This is a genomic window from Dictyobacter formicarum, assembly GCF_016587435.1.
The window spans coordinates 535,194-552,578 of the sequence record NZ_BNJJ01000002.1 but is presented as its reverse complement, the minus strand read 5'-3'; the positions used below and the strand labels follow the sequence as shown (position 1 = coordinate 552,578).

Here is a 17,385-nt window from a genome sequence, read left to right as displayed (position 1 = left end):
TCTAGGGACAGGATGCTTTTCAGTTATGACGACGTACTCAAACGCTATTAATGTGTTTCTTTCGTATGCTCATGAAGATGAGCCATTGCGTGATGAGTTGATGAAGCATCTCAGTTCACTCGAACGCCAGGGACTCATCTCAACCTGGTTCGATCGGAAGGTCGTTCCAGGTACTGACTGGGCTAGGACGATTGATGAACGATTAAATCGCGCATCGATCATCCTTCTGTTGGTCAGCTCGGATTTCCTCGCATCAGATTATTGCTATCAGGTCGAGATGAAACGTGCGTTGGCCCGCAACCAGGCTGGCCAGGCTCGCGTCATTCCCGTGATATTGCGTCCAGCTGACTGGAAAGGCGCCTTATTTTCTCATTTACAAGTCTTGCCAACTGATGCCAAGGCAATTACCACATGGAGCAATCGCGATGAGGCGTTTGTGGATGTGGTGACTGGTATCCGCCGGGCCATCGAAGACTTGTCATTGTTGCCAGCCAGTTCCGCACGTGCCACTTTGCCGTCTATCTGGAACATTCCCTATCCTCGTAACCCCTTCTTTATGGGGCGAGATGAGGTCCTCATACAGCTACATGCCCAATTGCAAGGGGGGCAGGCCATGGCGCTTTCCCCGTCCCCCACAGCTATCAGCGGGCTTGGAGGAATTGGCAAGACACAGATCGCTACGGAATACGCCTATCGCTACCATCAGGACTATGTAGCTGTCTTGTGGGCACGTGCTGAGAGTCAGGATGCGCTCATTTCTTCCTACATCGCGATTGCCAAGCTTCTTAATCTCCCTGAAGGCGATGCGGATGAGCAGGAGATCACTATAGAGGCCGTCAAAATGTGGCTACAGAACCATCAGAAGTGGTTGCTCATTCTTGATAATGTGGATGAATTGGATGTGCTACCACCGTTTTTGCCAACAGTTCCCGGAGGTCATATTCTGCTGACTACCCGTGCCTGGGATATGCAGCGGCTCGCCACACGCTTGGAAGTGGAAACGTTGCCTGATGAACAAGGCGCTGCGTTATTTTTGCGACGAGCCGGGCTGTTGGCTCCTGATGCCGATTTGCTGCAAGTGCCGCTTACAGATCAGCAATTAGCAGTTTCAATCACCTACACTCTGGGGGGATTACCTCTGGCTTTAGATCAAGCAGGAGCCTATCTGGAAGCGACTGGGATAAGTTTGTCGGAATATCAAGAGATTTATCAAACCCATCGACAAACGTTGCTTCATGATCGCCGTTCTCGCATTTCTGATCATCCTGAGGCTGTGGCTACTACCTGGTCTCTTTCCTTTAGACGCGTTCAGGAGAAGAATTATGCTGCTGCCGATCTGTTACGCCTGTGTGCTTATTTTGCCCCTGACGCCATTGCCGAAGAAATTCTGACCCTAGGTGCTTCAGTTCTGGGACCGGTGCTGGCTCCTCTCGCTTCTGATGCTTTACTACGCAATCAAGCTATCGAAGTATTACGGACCTATTCACTGGTTCGGCGTGATCCCAGAGAACGAACGCTCTCCGTGCATCGGCTGGTCCAGGCGGTACTCCAGGATGAGTTAGAGGAGGAAGAGCAGCGTATATGGGCTGAGCGTGCGATGTTGGCAATTAATGCAGCATTTCCAGATGCGAAACATCGAACCTGGCCACAGTGTGAACGGCTTCTGAGGCAAGCAATCACAGGAACGCAGATTATCCAACAATACCAGATCGCTACCTGGAAAGCGAGTCGTTTGCTTTATAAGGTAGCATCCTACCTTCAGGATCGTGCTCGTTATCGTGAGGCAGAGCCGTTGTACCAGCGAGCCTTGGGCATCTTGGAGCCGAGCCTGGGAACTGGGCATCCTGATGTGGGCTATCCACTCCATAATTTAGCGAATATCTACCTAGAACAGGGCAAGTATGCAGAGGCGGAGCCGTTGTACCAGCGAGCCCTGCACATCTGGGAGCAGAGTTTGGGAGCCGAGCATCCTGATGTGGGCTATCCCCCCCATAATTTGGCGGAACTCTACCGAGAGCAGGGCAAGTATGCAGAGGCAGAGCCACTGTACCAGCGAGCCCTGCATATCTGGGAGCAGAGCCTAGGAGCCGAGCATCCTCAGGTGGCCTCTTCGCTCAACGGATTGGCGGAACTCTACCGAAAGCAGGGCAAGTATGCAGAGGCGGAGCCACTGTACCAGCGAGCCCTGGGCATCTTGGAGCAAAGCCTGGGAGCCGAGCATCCTGATGTGGGCTATCCGCTCCATAATTTGGCGGAACTCTACCGAGAGCAGGGCAAGTATGCAGAGGCGGAGCCGTTGTACCAGCGAGCCTTGAGCATCTTGGAGCAAAGCCTAGGAGCCGAGCATCCTGATGTGGCCTTTCCGTTCAACGGATTGGCGGAACTTTACCGAGAGCAGGGCAAGTATACAGAGGCGGAGCCACTGTACCAGCGAGCCTTGAGCATCTTGGAGCAGAGTCTGGGACTTGAGCATCCTCGCACCCGAACAGTTCGTGATAATTATGCCCTCCTATTACAAAATATGGATCCCAACACACAACAAAGCCGATAGGAAAGTTTCTCGATTTGTTTTAGAGATGATGTATCATCTCGCAATTACCTAATGCACTTTGAGGTTTCTTTGAATGCGCTTGTATTGCTGTTTGAGAGAGGGAAAATCTGACATCCACTTTGACATCCACTTTGACATCCACTTGCACGAACAAAAGGGGATAACACCGGCTGGTTTTGCACAAGAATTGTAGAGCGGTGAGCGTGATGTGGACGTCGTGGAGGGCTATGCTCTGGTCAAAAATGGGGAATTGTGTTATTGTTATGAACAGGACAATTTTATTGGGAATACTCGTCCTCACAGATCGTAATACATTCTTAGAGGAAATGCTTATGGATAGTTCTCTTCAACGTGCTAATCCCGCTACAGACGATAGAGAGAGCACTGTTGTCGCTGATTATGAGGAGGATGCGCTGGCTGCTGAGGAGGAACATCATATCCACTTACCGAATCCTAGCTTGTGGCCTGTGTTACTTAGTGTCGCAATTCTGGTTTCGATAGTTGGTTTGTTGTTCATTCCCGATGCACCATGGCTGACTCTGGTTGGCGCTGTCTTCGTGCTTGTAGGTATTCTTGGGTGGGCACTAGAAGATCCGATGGCCGCACCAGAAGAAACATATATTTCTTCTCCACAGTTAGGCGGAGCTCTGGCAAAATTTTATATTGGTCAAACAGTCATTGATAGAAGTGGTGAGTCGCTGGGTGCAGTGCAGGCTCGCCTGGGCAACTATATTCTGGCTGATCGTGGCGGTTTCGCCATGAAGGTCTATTATGTGCCGCTACGTTTTATTGAGAATAACATTATCAATGATGTTGTGCGTTTAAAGGTTAACGAAGTGGATCTGCTGAAGCGTGGTCTTGACCGCGTACCGGCTGATCTCTATGATGAGTCACCTGAGTTTGGTGTACCAGAGGTAAAAGGTGTACCAATGTTTGCGCGTGGCCCACTGTCTCCAGCCGAGACCGGTCACTACAACTATGGTCCAAATTTCCCTGGCATTAACACCGATGCGGCTGGCTCATATCTTCCTGAAGAGGTACGCCCGACACCTCAACGCTATGTGTCTGACCGCCGAGGCTACAATACACGAAGATCACTTCCACCCCGTGTTGTGGCTGCAGACTAAACAAAAAGGATGCGAGCATAGCCCGCATCCTTTTTTGCCCCGCGTTCCAGCGGAAATGCATCTTCTTAAAGTATCAGTAATCACTGATAATCGTAGAACCCCTTGCCGCTTTTCTTTCCATAATATCCCGACTGCACCATACGGCGTAGCAACGGAGGAGGAGCATAGAGCGGATCTTTGTATTCATCATAGATCGCTTCTGCCGCCCAGAGTGTCGTATCGAGTCCTACATAGTCCAGCAATGTAAATGGACCCATGGGATAGCCACAGCCGAGTTTCATGGCCGTATCGATGTCATCGCGGCTGGCTACACCGTTTTCCAGCATGCGAACTGCTGAGATCAGATAAGGGATGAGCAGGAAGTTGACGATAAAGCCCGCTGTATCTTTTGCCAGTACCGGCGTTTTACCTAGCGAACGGGCAAACTGCTGGACGGTTTCAATAGTTTCATCCGACGTTGAAATTGTACGTACGATTTCAACCAGTTGCATGACTGGAGCAGGATTAAAGAAGTGCAGGCCCGCTACTTTGTCGGGTCGTCTGGTAACTGCTCCCATCTGGGTTACGCTTAATGAAGAAGTATTGCTCAACAGTAGGGCCTCGGGTTTGAGTAAGCGATCGAGCATCGGATATAGACGTAATTTCTCTTCCATATTCTCGATTACCGCTTCGATAATCACGTCACAATCGGCCAGATCCTCCAGATTGATTGTACCGCGCAGACGCTCGCGTGTTTCTGCAGCCTGCTGTGCCGTAAGCTTGCCCTTGCTCTCCATTTTCTGCCAGGCGGCATCTATCCGTGCCAATCCTTTATCAAGTAGTTCTTGATTAATTTCCCGCACAAGCGTCGTATATCCCGCTTGCGCGCAGGTCTGCGCAATACCTCCACCCATTAAGCCGCATCCGATAACGCCAACTTTGCGAATTTCCATTGATGCTTTTCTCCTCAAGTTAAATATAAAAAGTAAATAATCAGAAAAGAATGTATCTCGACTAAAAATTCATGATGAGCTAAAAGCACCCAACATGAATAGGCGAAAACCAACTATGAAATTACTTCTCTGAAGTATCTACTCTATAGTATACGCTTTTTGTTGATCCCTGGTGTAGAAACGAAATGAAGGCCATTAATTACTGTGACGATGATTGAGCGTCAGCCTGTTCGGTATGCTCGAACTCTTTCCATCGGCCCATGGCTGAGGCGATCAGCGGTTTGCCATCGACCTGGCGCTCCTGAGATAGGCGCCACTGTTTGTAACTACTATGGGCCGCGACGGCCGGTCCTAGCTCATTTTTGATGATGAAAGAGTAGTCTTCAGCTTGAGGTGGAAATAGATAGCCATAGTGGCCATCTTCAAGATAGAAATAGTGTCCTTTTTCCTGGTGCCAGGCCCGAATATCCTCCTGGCCATGTATGCGTTGACCGTGCTCATGCTGCTCCAGATCATAGATGAGTGGACCAATGGGGAAGCAGTGTAGATGAGCATGATAGACCGTCTGGTGGAAGATGCCATGTTCCCAATACACTGGCTCAGTATAGTTGAGCTCAAAAAAACGTCGCACTTCTTGCTTGAGATCGAACAATTCGGCATCGAGGCTGGCCGGGGCATCTCCATAACAGGTATAGTGTTGTTTAGGGATAATCAGCAGGTGGCCTTCAACTACAGGTGCATGGTCAGCTACCAGACGTAAGTTTGGTGTTTCCTTCATTACCATCGGAGCAATATGTTCCATCTGGCAAAATGTACATTCGCGTTTAATATCCAACAGGGAATTTTTATGGGTATCTGAAGATGCGCTGCTCTGACGCTGCATGCAGTGAACTCCTTTGTCTTGTTGTTCCTCATTTGAATAAAGTATATGGGCATATATAGAGTATGGTACAAGACGACGCGTAGAGATGTATCACCTGGTATCATACTCTATTGAAGGTTGTTATTACATTTTAACCTGCATGGCGGAACCCTGCCTCATTCATAGTAAGAGAAGCGCCTTCAGCCTGCACGCCAGCGTCGATAACTTCTGCGATGATCAGTGTTGAGTCCCCGGCCGGCATGGTATTCTGTACCTTACAGGTGATCCAGGCCAACGCATCATTCAGGACCGGGTAGGTATCTTGCTGTAAGCTGTAGCTAATGCCTGCCAGTTTATCAGGATTTTTGTTGTATGATCGACCCAACTGGCCTGCCAGATCGCGTTGCCCTGTTTTCAAAACATTGATCGTGAATGCCTGGCTATGCTGAATCATCGAAAGCGATTTCGCATCGTTCTCAATAGAAACAGCGATCAATGGAGGCTCAAAAGAGACCTGTGTGAGCCAATTGGCTGTAAATGCATTTACAACCTCATCTTCTTTGCTCATAACCACATAGAGTCCATAGGTAAATGTACGTAATGCTTGCTTTTTTACTGCCGGGTCCATGGTATCTCACCTCACTTTTGCTATATTACTTATCTTTATTGTAATCTCTGGACGGATCTGGTATCCAGTCACCTGTGCTTAGAGTTGCTCAAGAGTTTGCCAGTTGCTGCTAGCCAGTACTTTGCCGCTATGACACTAGTATGCGTTTAAATACGTGTATATGAGACAAGAGGGCTATGAAAAGCGGCAGTTTAAGGGCGACCAGGACCATCCACACGACTTATGCGTGCTATATATTATATATATACACTATCTGCATGATTGTCTTGAAAGGGGAGCTTATCCAGTGCGAAGGTATTCAATTACTGCAAGCTTAACTACGTTGTGGTTATGTTTGATGCTAGAGTTGAATGGTTGTGGTTCCAGTAGCACACCACCAACCGCTTCACATCCTACTCATACGAGTACGCCTGCTGGTGCGAAAGCAAGCGCGACGCCACAGACCAATCAAGGAACCTCAACGTCGGCTGTCTCTGAGATCTTAGCTCATCCTGCGGCTGGCAATCAGCGTGTCAAGGTATCTGTAGCATCTAATATACGCGGTGGAACGTTTGCGCAAGATCGTTATCTCAATGTTCCTCCACATATGCAGATTTCCGTCTATGCTCGCATTCCCAAAGCTCGTTTTATGGCAGTGACGCCTGATGGAGATTTACTGGTTTCAGTGCCAGATGAAGGGAAAGTTGATCTGGTGCGGTCCAATCAACAGGGGAATTCTAGTATATCAACATTTGTGGGCGGTTTACGGCGTCCGCAGGATATCGTGTTCCATACGATTGGTCAACAGGCATATGTCTATATCTCTGAAACTAATCAGGTCAATCGTTTCCTTTATCAAAAAGGTGATACCCAGGCTCACAATCGTCAGATAGTGGTCAAGGGATTGCCAGACAGCAGTAGCCCTGAACTGCATGGTGCCTATGGTCATGAACTGAAGAACATTGCGTTGGATAGTAACAATAAATTATATGTCTCAATCGCCTCAACCTGTAACGCTTGCCTGGCGGATACCCGGAGCAATCCACTGCGAGGCGCTATCTATCAGTATAATGCAGATGGTACACAGGGGCATCTTTATGCACACGGATTGCGCAACGCTGAAGGACTGGCTTTTGTCCCGGGCAGCAACGAGCTCTGGGTTGCGGTTAATAATCGCGATAACATCCTGTATCCCCATCAAGACGCAACCGGTCAATATGGACAACGAATTCCAGCATATGTAGATAATCATCCACCAGAAGAATTTACCCATGTACAGGAAGGGGCCAACTACGGCTGGCCGTTTTGTAATCCCAATCAAGATCAGGGTCTCAATCACATGCCTTTCGATCGCGATGTCGAGTTTAACGCCGATGGCCATGTGAACTGTGATCAGATGCAGCGCATTGATAAAGGAATACAGGCCCATTCAGCACCGCTTGGCCTGACTTTTCTACAGGATCCAGTGGCTGCAAACCCACAACATACAGGTGCATTGATCAGCCTGCACGGCTCCTGGAATCGTACCGTGCCAACCGGCTATAAAGTCATCTACTTCCCCTGGAACAATCAGTCCCACCAGCCAGAACAGCAAATCGATCTGGTGACTGGCTGGCAGGATAACACATCTGTATGGGGACGTCCGGTTGATACAGCTATTGATCACCAGGGTAACATCTTTATCTCGGACGATTTAAATGGTACCGTCTATAAGCTTGCGTATCAGCCATAAGGTGGTGGCTAGGAGATTGCTGCGACCTGCCCCTGTGTCATGCCCTGGAGGTCCCGGGGTGTAAGCTGAAAGACAGCAAAAGGCGTACCGGCTGCAGCCCAGATCTGGTCATACTGCAAAAGATCCTGATCAATAAAAGTGGTTAGTGGCTCGGGATGACCGACGGGGGCAACTCCGCCAACGGCGTAGCCGGTATGCTGGCGTACAAAGTCTGGATTGGCGCGCTCAATTGGTTCTCCAACCAGTTCGCCTAGTTTTTTTTCATTGACACGGTTAGAGCCACTGGCAACTACTAATATAGGTTTGTGTGTATCCTTTGTCTTAAAGATCAACGATTTTACAATCTGGGCTACCTGGCAACCGATGGCCTGAGCCGCTTCTTTCGCGGTGCGGGTCGATTCGGCTAACTCCACCACCTCAACCTGGTAGCCCAGCGTCTGTAACGTGTTCTGGACAAATCTGGCTCTCGCTTTCATTTCCTGAGACATACAGCGTTGCTCTCCTGTTTTTTTCTTATTATAAGTCATTATCATCCACTATTGTGTGTATAAACCGGTAATTGCTATTATGCGTGCCATAAATTTAAAAAAAAGCAGAGATACTGATGACCATTATGAGTATCTCTGCTTTTGAAGACGATGATCTTATGCGCGTTTTGCGCAGAGCTGATTACTGGTCGGTTCAGCGCAGCAGAACCAGGACTCAGTCAGGTGGGGAAGTTCTTTGCGTTCGCCATACTGGCGCATTGCCTTAAATGCGGATAGCTTCTGTTCCTGCATAGCAAGAGCGCGAGCTTTGATCTGGAAAAAGGTCATTACCGCGTCTGAACCCATCTGCTCGGCCTGTTCTACCAGGGCGGCAACCTGCTTTTGCAGCTCATCCATGCGTGGATCGGGATGGGCCCAGCGATAGCCAAAGGCGGCAGGATCAAATTCACCGATCCAGCTCGAACTGTTGGGGGTAGCCAGGTGTGCCGAGCCAGGAGGAATGAGCAGACGGATTGAGAGGTGAACCGGATCAATGTGTTCAATGAAGTGTCCCTGCTCGAAGAAATTGAGTAACTCAATATAACTATCAAGTGTTTCCCAGGGAGTAAAAGGCAGCAGTGATGGGCGCAGCGTAATACCGACCCGCTCCATTTCAGCAAAAGCTTCTGCCACATCGGCGGCGGTATGGTTTTTTGCCAGCTCTTGTAGCACTGTATTGTTCAGCGACTCGACCGCTGATACCACAAAGACACAGCCCAGCTCTTTCATTTCTGGTAGAAACTGTCGATGCTTTAATAAGTGCTCAATCTTAATAGTTGCATCGAAGGTCAGCTCGGGGAACTCCTGGTGCATCGCCCGCGTAATGCGTAATGCATGGGTCGGACCATTCCAGAAATCGGGATCGCCAAAGGTAATATGCTGGGCGCCTCGTGCCACCTGTGCGCGAATATCGGCCAGCACAATTTCTGCCGGGACCGCGAAGAAGCGTCCATGGTAAATCGGCGTTACCGGACAATGGACGCAAGTGTGCTTGCAGCCTCGTGTGGCCTCAGTATAGCCTACCACACGCGTTTCCGTGCCCTGTTCCATACGCGCATAGCGCTCTAATGCGGGCAAATGATCGCGTTCGGGCACCATAAATGGTGTGCGTTGAATCCACGGGCCGCTGACATGACCACGGCTATACACGCCTGGAATACCTTCATCTCTATCTTGCTCGACCGCTGCAATCAATTGGCAGAGTGGAGCCTCATATTCACCCCCAATAGCCGCATCGATAGCATGCTGCTCAAGCAAATGGCCGGCATTGAGCAGGGCATAAAGGCCATAAAAGCAGATATAAGCAGCTGGATTGAGCATGCGAATATGTTGCGCAACCTGTTCGCCCAACCGCATTGCCGTATGCATTGGGACCGAAATGGCCACAAAGCGTGCCTGGCGAATTGCCTCATCTGAAAGTGTATCAACTGCCGTATCGACACACACCGGCAAATAGTCGGCCTGCTTCAGCATAGCCGACAAAGATGCCAGGTGGAAAGGTTGATGTCCCAATTCATAGCACGAAATTAATAGAATATCTCCGTGCTTCCTCATTTCTTTCGTGGTGCGCCTCCTCCCCCTTTGCGCTGTGGTGCGCCTCCGCTGCCCGATCCAGCGGTCTCAGGCGTCCAACCTTCTGGCATAGAGGCATTCTGTCCAAAGAAAAACTCTTCCATTTGTTCGCGTAAGATTTTACGAGCCTCTGGATCCGCCATATTCAACCCATAATGGTTGATAATCAACACTTGCTGTGCTGGCCACATATCGTAGGCTTGTTGTGAAATTTGTTCGTAAATGCGTTGCCCCAGCTTTCCTGGAAACGGAGGTTTCTCCAACCCAGGAAGTTCACGCTGTAACTTAACGCAATAAACCGTTCTAGGCATATGAACTCTCTCCCATAAAGGGTAATGATAAAGACCATTGAGCAGCTCGCACTTGCCGTTAATGGAAAAACATCAGCCAATGCATAGCATCTTACTCGTTATTGTACTATGTTGGCAACTATTATTGCACGCCTTTCTCAGAATCTTTTGTTGATCAGGCAGGTATTTTCTATCAGACAGAGAGCCTGTTTGACAGCGGAAGAGAGATTTGTTACTATTTTTGAACGTTTGTTTACCAGAAAGTCGCAATAGGTAAGCAGGCAGTACGATGAAAAGGATAGGAGAGATGTCAAAAGCTTCTTCATCAGGGACACGCATTCTGTTCTTTGGGATGGAATGTGATTTTTCGATACCTTCCTTAGAATCGCTACTTCAGAATGGAATTGAGGTTTGCGCAGTCGTTATCCCTGCCGATGGAGCTTCATTGCCTGGCATTCATGTTACTCCTGCTATTGTGCCAAAAACTCCTCCCCAACAACGACGTAGCTGCTTACCCATGCTCTCTACTGCTAATCCATCACTCACGCAGCTGGCGTGGACGCATTCTGTTCCTGTCTGGCAGGTGCGCAAACTGAACGATTCCGAAACGCTGAAAACGCTTGCTGCCTATCATCCAGATATTCTCTGCGTCGCTTGTTTCTCAAAGCTCATTCCGCGCTCCATTGTAGACCTGGCGCGCCTGGGAGGTATAAATGTGCATCCCTCATTGCTTCCGGCCAATCGTGGCCCCGTGCCGCTTTTTTGGACCCTGCAAGCAGGAGAGGAGCAGACCGGTGTCACAATTCATCAGCTTACCGACACATTAGATAGCGGGCCGATCCTGGCACAGCAAACAATTGCAGTGCCAGAAGGAATCCGTTATGGAGAACTAGAGGCGCTCTGTGCCAGTTGTGGTGCACAGCTTTTAGTGCAAACAGTGCAGGCTCTGGCGGCTGGGCAGAGCCATGCGCGGCCCCAGGATGAAGCATTGAGTAGCTATCACCCTTATCCGGGTGATAATGAATATGTTGTCAACGCCCGTGAGTGGGGGGCGCGGCAATTGTACAATTTTATTCGCGGCGTAGCCAGTGTCGAGCGACCGGTTGAAATTCTCTGTGAGGATCGTTATGTACTGGCAAGCGACGCTATTTCATATAGTTTTGATGGTGCAGAGATAGCAATAGATGCTATACAGCAAGATGGTCATGGAGAAGCAACAATTGTCTGCCATGACGGCCACTTGCGAGTATACTATATTTGAACGACATGACAACGCTTTTTGATATTTTTCAAGAAGAGGATGAAGCCAGGCAGTGTATCTTAAACGACTAGAAATGCTCGGGTTCAAGAGTTTTGCCTCGAGAACCTTACTCGAATTTAGCCCTGGTATTACGGCGGTGGTAGGGCCCAACGGAGCTGGAAAATCCAATGTGGCAGATTCCATGCGCTGGGTATTGGGCGAACAGAGTATGCGGCAGTTGCGGGGAAAGAAGAGCGACGATATTATTTTTGCGGGTGGACAAGGAAAAGCTCCGCTGGGCATGGCTGAGGTCTCGCTTACGCTCGATAACAGCACTGGCTGGGTGCCCTCTGAATACAGCGAAATTACCGTCACGCGACGTAGCTATCGCTCAGGCGAGAATGAATACCTGATCAATAAGCAGAAGGTCCGTCTCAAAGACGTACTGTTGCTACTGGCGCAAGCACGCATAGGGCACGACTCTTATACCGTTGTGGGTCAGGGTCTCATAGATGCGGCCTTGAGTTTGCGTGCGGAGGAGCGACGTGCGCTGTTTGAAGATGCCGCCGGCATACGCCCTTTTCAGGTGCAGCGTACCGATGCCGAGACGCGTCTGAAGCAGACGGAGCAGAACGTGGAGCGCCTGCGTGATATTGTGAGCGAAATCGAGCCACGTCTTGCTCCCCTGGCTGAGCAGGCCAAACGGGCCCTAGAGTTCTCCCGGTTAAATGATGAGCTACACGACGTCCTGTTATCCTGGTATGCACTACAATGGCGGCGGCTACGTGTTACCCGCGAATATGCTGAACTGGCGGAACGTGAGCAGGGCCAGAAGGTCCGTCAGGCAGAGGCCGAATTGCAGATGCTCACAGAGCAATCGCAAGCATTGCGTAACAAGCGACAGCAGATTCAGGTCCAGATCAGTGAAGCACGCACATCCTGTGATAAAGCCAACGAGTTGGTGCGCTGGTTAGAGCGCGACCTGGCTGTCAACGAAGAGCGTATCGGTGGTCTGGAGCGTCAGCGTAATGATATACAAGCCGAAGAGCGCCGTTTACGTGAGCGCTCAATTGCATTGCAAAAGCAATTGATCGACCTGGAGGAGCAGTGTGACCTGGCGGATGAGGCAGTCGATAATGGTGCCACGCAACTTGCCAGTTTAGAAGGCAAAGTGGCCCAGGCGCAGAAAGAATATGAGATGGACGAGCGCCGGCTACGTTCGGCTCAGAGTGACCTGGTGCAGGTACAGGCTCGCCTGGGCTCAACCCAGACTGAACTGGGGCGTTTGCAGAAGCAGTTAGGAGAGCGTAACCGCACGCTGGCCAGTCGCCGCGACACAATCTCTCAGGCTCAACAATCCCAGCGCACCCTTGAAGGTCGGCTGATTGAGGAACGTGGCCGTCTGGAGACAGTGCGTACTGAAGAGCAGCAAATGCTCCAGCGCAAGCAAAATATTGCCAGAGCTATCGCTGATGCCCAGCAAGAGTTGGAACGCATGAAAGCTACGCTGGCCGAAGCTGAGCGCCGGAAGCGCACTACCGTAGATCGCCTGAATATGCTCAAGAACTGGCGGCAAAGCCTCAGTGGCTATAGTGATGGCGTGCGAGCACTCTTACGAGCCCCTGCCGCCGATGTCAGTGGCCTGGTTGGTCCTGTGCCACAATTAGGCGTCGTCGCCAGTGGAATGGAGATGGCCCTGGAGGCCGCCCTGGGACCTTATATGCAGGCTGTCGTAGTACGGACACTGGCTGATGCACAACGGGGCCTGGCGCACCTGCAGAAAACGCAGGCGGGCCGGGCTATGATTATCTGGATGGAACGGGTTGAAGAGGATGAGGATGAAGACATCCAGGAAGTACGCACTATTCAGGGCCAGGTTGAAGAACGCGTGCTCCAGCGCTACCTGGAGACGGCTCCAGAACTGAAGCCGCGCATCCTGGGTTTTGCCTGGAAGCAACTGCAATGTGAGCCCCGCTTCATACCGATCTTCATGCGTCTCTTGCATGGTGTTGTCCTGGCCCAGGATCTGGCCGCAGCCCACGAATTACTGTCCTGGGGTATAGAGCTTAGCATCTCATCGGATAGCGATCTACCTTTTACTTCGCTGGTCACTGTGGCTGGTGAGGTCCTGCATATAGATGGCTGGCTGACTGGCGGTAGCGGGAAAGCCGGAGTACAACAAGGACTGTTGGCTTATGAGCGCGAACTGCGTGAGTTACCACAGCATCTGGAAGAGATTAATCTCATGATTAATCAGTTGCATGACATGATGAGCGAAGCGCAACGAAAACAAGAAGGACGTCGCGCCGAGCAGAACGCAACTGAGAAAGAACTACAGAAAGTTACTAGTCGCATCCATGATATCAATAAAACACTGAACTCCTCCCAACGGGAACTGGAGCGCGTGCAAACAGAGATCCGGCTGGCAGCCTCAATCGAGCAGCAACTGGCCTCTGAGGTCGCCGGTCTGGAGCAGGAGGTAGTAGCCGCCCAGGAACGCGTGCGTACCCATGAGAAGTCGCAGCGTGAAATGATCGGCCTGGTCGAGGAACTTCAAATCGAAATGGAGGAGCGCGCCACCAGCTACCGGCATATGCAGGATGAACTGGGGGGTGAACGTACGACTGTGGCTGTGAAGCGCCAGGAGGCACGCTCTCTGCGTCAGCAACTCTCAACGTTGCAAGGCCAGGCACAGGATCTAAAAGCGCAGGTTCAACAGCAGGTCACACGGATCAAAGAGGCGGAACGGCAGCAGCAAGACTTACAGGCGTCTATTACCCTGCAGCGTACAGACCTGGAACAGGGCCGGCAGCGTGCCCAGACGCTGACTCAGGAATTGCATGTGGTGGAAGGGACCCTGGCTGACGTTGAGCAGCAGATCTTGTCCCAGGAGCAGCAGCGCATCAAGGTGCAGCAGAACACGCGCGAACTGGAAGCAGCCTATCGTCGTTCTCTATTGGACAGTCAGAAGGCACGCGATGCCGTTGAATCCCTACTCGCACAATTGCAAGAGGAAATGAATATTACTGATCCAGAAGAATTGAGCCGTCATAGGGAGCATGAGAGTGACATGCTAGAGGCCCCTGACTCCAGTGAGCAATTTAATGGACAGAATGGTCAGCATCACGGACAGAATACAGTCGCAGTGGCGATCCAGAATGGAACGCACGCCCATGTAGACGTAGTGGAGCAGTTAACGGAAGAGGAAGAGACGCAACTGCGCAAGTATCGACGGCGCATAGAAGGCTTACGAGGATGCATCAAGGCGATGGGTGGTTGTGACGCGAATGCGCCGCAACTATATACAGAGACTCAAACACGTTATGATTTTCTCACAGCGCAGATCACGGATCTGGAGCAGGCGGCGCAGCAACTCTATACCATTATCAGCCAGCTTGACGTTACTATGGCCAGGCAGTTTGAAGAGACCTTCCAGGCTGTGAATACACGCTTCAAAGAGCATTTTACGACACTTTTTAATGGTGGTATGGCGCGCCTGGAGTTGATGGCGGCAAAGAGCAGCGACGAAGAGGGCGTTATACCCCCCAGCATGCCAGCTGGTGTCGAGGTCATTGTCCAGCCACCCGGCAAAAAGGTACAGGACCTCTCTCTGCTCTCAGGAGGAGAGAGAGCCCTGGTCTCAGCGGCTCTGCTCTTCTCATTGCTAGAGATCAATCCGCCGCCATTTTGCCTGCTGGATGAAGTGGATGCGGCCCTTGATGAATCCAACGTCACCCGTTTTTGTGACATTCTGAAACGCCTGGCCCAGCGTACTCAATTTATTGTCATTACCCATAACCGAGTGACCATGACGGCGGCCCAGGCCATCTATGGCGTCACCATGCGCGAAAGCGCCTCTCGCTTGCTCTCATTACGGCTCGAACAGGTGCCAGCCTCTGCCAGCCGCTAGCATGACGTTCGCTATGCCTGCTTACTTGCTGTGCTGATACATGCATTTAATAGACTCTCTATTAAGCGTGAGCTAACGCCCCAGTTCCAGACCATGCTTGATTTCAAAGGTAACGGCTTTAGGAGAGGTAGTGAACTCAACCGCGGTAATCATAATACAGGTCAAGAAAACCAGGGCCCCAACGAGCAGGGTGAATAATGCAGCTGGCTCTACCCATGGCATATGGGTAATAACATGGAAGCCGATCTCAAACATACTGAAAACCAGGATACCAATAGAAATCTCAGCGGCAAGAATGGCATTCCACTGAAGCCAGTGCCGTTTTAAAAGATGAGGCATTTCAGATTCAAGTTCAGCGAGGCGTTCTTTACTGAAATTACATAGGCTGCCAGTGTCGCGTGTATCGCACTGATTAGCTGCGTTCTCTTTCCTGATAGCGCGCAACAATTCCATATGTTCTAAATGCATGGCGCGTAAACGTGCGCTGAGTGAATCATAGCGCTGAAGTAATCCATTCATAAAGAGTGTACAACTTGAAATCATCACAACTGGAGCAAGGATTAAGCTAATAACATTTTGAATATTATTCATAGGTATAAGTAAACCATCCCGTACCTGATGAGTATCATAGAAAAAATCTCCACAAATAAATAGCCCTTGCACTTTTGATGCGCAGGACTTTTATCAGAGAGCTAAGATAAACAGCATATTCCTTTCCGAGAGAATACGTTTTCCCTTATAATACGAGCATGCTGAATTTTTTGATACTGAACCGTGCTAATATAGGATGAAAGGGTGTGAACATGCTTATTATAGATGCTCACCTGGATTTAGGCTGGAATGCTTTGCAGTGGAATCGTAATCTGGAGCTTTCAACATCTACTCTACGCATGCTGGAAGTTGGTATATCTGGACCAGGGAGAGCTATGGGGACAACCGCATTGCCAGAACTTCATAAAGGAAAGGTTGCTGTGTGTTTTGCGACCCTGCTGGCTCGTTCAACCGGTCGGCCAGAGCCATACATCGACTATGGATCGCCTGCCCAGGCCTTTGGCATCGCAAGAGGACAACTGGCTTATTATCAGGCACTGGAAAAAGCAGGCCATGTGCGTATTCTCACTGAGAAAGTAGCATTAGAGTCACATATGGCGGAATGGCAGGCCTGGGATGCTGACCAGCAGACCGATGAGCAAAAGCAACCACCGCTGGGTCTGGTTATAAGTATGGAAAGCGCTGATCCTATCCTGGATGCTGATGAACTGAGTGAATGGCAGGCAGCGGGCGTACGGCTGATTGGTCCGGCTCACTATGGTCCTGGTCGCTACGCAGGCGGTACAGGTACTGAATTACCACTTACTCCTTCTGGGAGGGAACTGTTGATCCAGATGCAAAAGTACAATATAATTTTGGACGCTACTCATTTGTCGGACCAGGCGTTCTGGGAGGCCATGCGATTCTATGATGGTCCCGTGATTGCCAGCCATAATAGTTGTCGCTCACTGGTCCCGCATCAGCGGCAATTTGACGATGAGCAGCTCAAGCTTATCATTGAGCGTGACGGTGTTATTGGTATGCCCCTTGACCTGATTATGCTCCAGTTTGGTTGGATTCGTGGTGGATTGACCAATCCACGTGTCAACCTGGTCCAGATTGTGGATCATATCGACCATATTTGTCAGCTGGCAGGTAACAGCAAACATGTGGGCATTGGCAGTGATCTCGATGGCGGGTTTGGCCGTGAGCAGTCACCACAGGATCTAGATACTATTGCAGACCTGCAAAAGCTGGGGTTGCTATTAGCCCAACGTGGGTATGCTGAAGCAGATATTATGGCTATCTTACACGGCAACTGGCTGCGATTGTTACGCCGTGTCTGGAACTAGCCGTTTGCGGCACCGTTTCATACTCCTGCTGATGGATATAGCACAGGCCAGCCAGGTTGGCGCAAGGAGCAGCATATTTAACTGGCTGCAAACCTCTGTTGCCCATGGTACCGACATATTATGTATGATATTGTCATTGATTCCTAATGGCA

General features: G+C 50.3%; 13 protein-coding genes. 6 read left to right on the top strand and 7 right to left on the bottom strand.

The features are described 5' to 3' along the window. The first annotated feature begins 25 nt into the window (after positions 1-25). Complete coding sequence (gene fxsT / locus JMI88_RS04890) at positions 26-2,551, top strand: FxSxx-COOH system tetratricopeptide repeat protein (RefSeq protein WP_201360611.1); 2,526 nt, start codon at positions 26-28, stop codon at positions 2,549-2,551. A 332-nt stretch (positions 2,552-2,883) separates the two neighbouring features. After that, positions 2,884-3,678: a PRC-barrel domain-containing protein gene (locus tag JMI88_RS04885; protein WP_201360610.1), complete on the top strand. Its 795-nt coding sequence runs from the start codon at positions 2,884-2,886 to the stop codon at positions 3,676-3,678. A gap of 80 nt (positions 3,679-3,758) precedes the next feature. Here the strand turns inward: JMI88_RS04885 and JMI88_RS04880 are convergent, their stop codons facing one another. The 3 genes from JMI88_RS04880 to JMI88_RS04870 all read right to left on the bottom strand — a co-directional run bounded on the left by JMI88_RS04880 (position 3,759) and on the right by JMI88_RS04870 (position 6,100). After that, a complete protein-coding gene (locus JMI88_RS04880) occupies positions 3,759-4,610 on the bottom strand; it encodes a 3-hydroxyacyl-CoA dehydrogenase family protein (RefSeq protein WP_201360609.1) in 852 nt (283 codons plus the stop codon). A 199-nt stretch (positions 4,611-4,809) separates the two neighbouring features. Further along, complete coding sequence (locus tag JMI88_RS04875; protein ID WP_201360608.1) at positions 4,810-5,493, bottom strand: HIT family protein; 684 nt, start codon at positions 5,491-5,493, stop codon at positions 4,810-4,812. Positions 5,494-5,623: 130 nt separating this feature from the next. Continuing rightward, the gene (locus JMI88_RS04870) at positions 5,624-6,100 is read right to left on the bottom strand and encodes a flavin reductase family protein (protein WP_201360607.1); all 477 of its coding nucleotides are present in this window, start codon (positions 6,098-6,100) and stop codon (positions 5,624-5,626) included. Between the two features lie 337 nt (positions 6,101-6,437). Between JMI88_RS04870 and JMI88_RS04865 the strand changes: the two genes are divergently transcribed. Next, entirely contained in the window at positions 6,438-7,811 is a 1,374-nt protein-coding gene (locus JMI88_RS04865; protein ID WP_201360606.1) for a PQQ-dependent sugar dehydrogenase, read from the top strand. A gap of 8 nt (positions 7,812-7,819) precedes the next feature. On the opposite strand, the gene JMI88_RS04860 is transcribed toward JMI88_RS04865, so the two are convergent. The 3 genes from JMI88_RS04860 to JMI88_RS04850 form a co-directional block, all read right to left on the bottom strand. Next, positions 7,820-8,299: a YbaK/EbsC family protein gene (locus JMI88_RS04860; protein WP_201360605.1), complete on the bottom strand. Its 480-nt coding sequence runs from the start codon at positions 8,297-8,299 to the stop codon at positions 7,820-7,822. Between the two features lie 156 nt (positions 8,300-8,455). Further along, positions 8,456-9,892: a CUAEP/CCAEP-tail radical SAM (seleno)protein gene (locus JMI88_RS04855; protein WP_201360604.1), complete on the bottom strand. Its 1,437-nt coding sequence runs from the start codon at positions 9,890-9,892 to the stop codon at positions 8,456-8,458. Beyond that, positions 9,889-10,221, bottom strand: coding sequence for an oxidative damage protection protein (locus JMI88_RS04850; protein WP_201360603.1), 333 nt, complete (start codon positions 10,219-10,221; stop codon positions 9,889-9,891). Before JMI88_RS04850 ends, JMI88_RS04855 begins: the two co-directional genes overlap by 4 nt. 286 nt (positions 10,222-10,507) lie before the next feature. Here JMI88_RS04850 and JMI88_RS04845 point away from each other — a divergent pair, with 286 nt between their 5' ends. Continuing rightward, the gene (locus JMI88_RS04845; RefSeq protein ID WP_201360602.1) at positions 10,508-11,461 is read left to right on the top strand and encodes a methionyl-tRNA formyltransferase; all 954 of its coding nucleotides are present in this window, start codon (positions 10,508-10,510) and stop codon (positions 11,459-11,461) included. 52 nt (positions 11,462-11,513) lie between these two features. Then, positions 11,514-15,350, top strand: a complete 3,837-nt coding sequence (smc, locus tag JMI88_RS04840; RefSeq protein ID WP_201360601.1) for a chromosome segregation protein SMC — start codon at positions 11,514-11,516, stop codon at positions 15,348-15,350. 72 nt (positions 15,351-15,422) lie between these two features. Here smc and JMI88_RS04835 read toward each other — a convergent pair whose 3' ends face one another. Continuing rightward, on the bottom strand, positions 15,423-15,941 hold the full coding sequence (locus JMI88_RS04835) for a DUF2721 domain-containing protein (protein WP_201360600.1): 519 nt from the start codon (positions 15,939-15,941) through the stop codon (positions 15,423-15,425). 212 nt (positions 15,942-16,153) lie between these two features. Between JMI88_RS04835 and JMI88_RS04830 the strand changes: the two genes are divergently transcribed. Next, positions 16,154-17,233, top strand: a complete 1,080-nt coding sequence (locus JMI88_RS04830; protein WP_201360599.1) for a dipeptidase — start codon at positions 16,154-16,156, stop codon at positions 17,231-17,233. Positions 17,234-17,385: the final 152 nt, after the last annotated feature.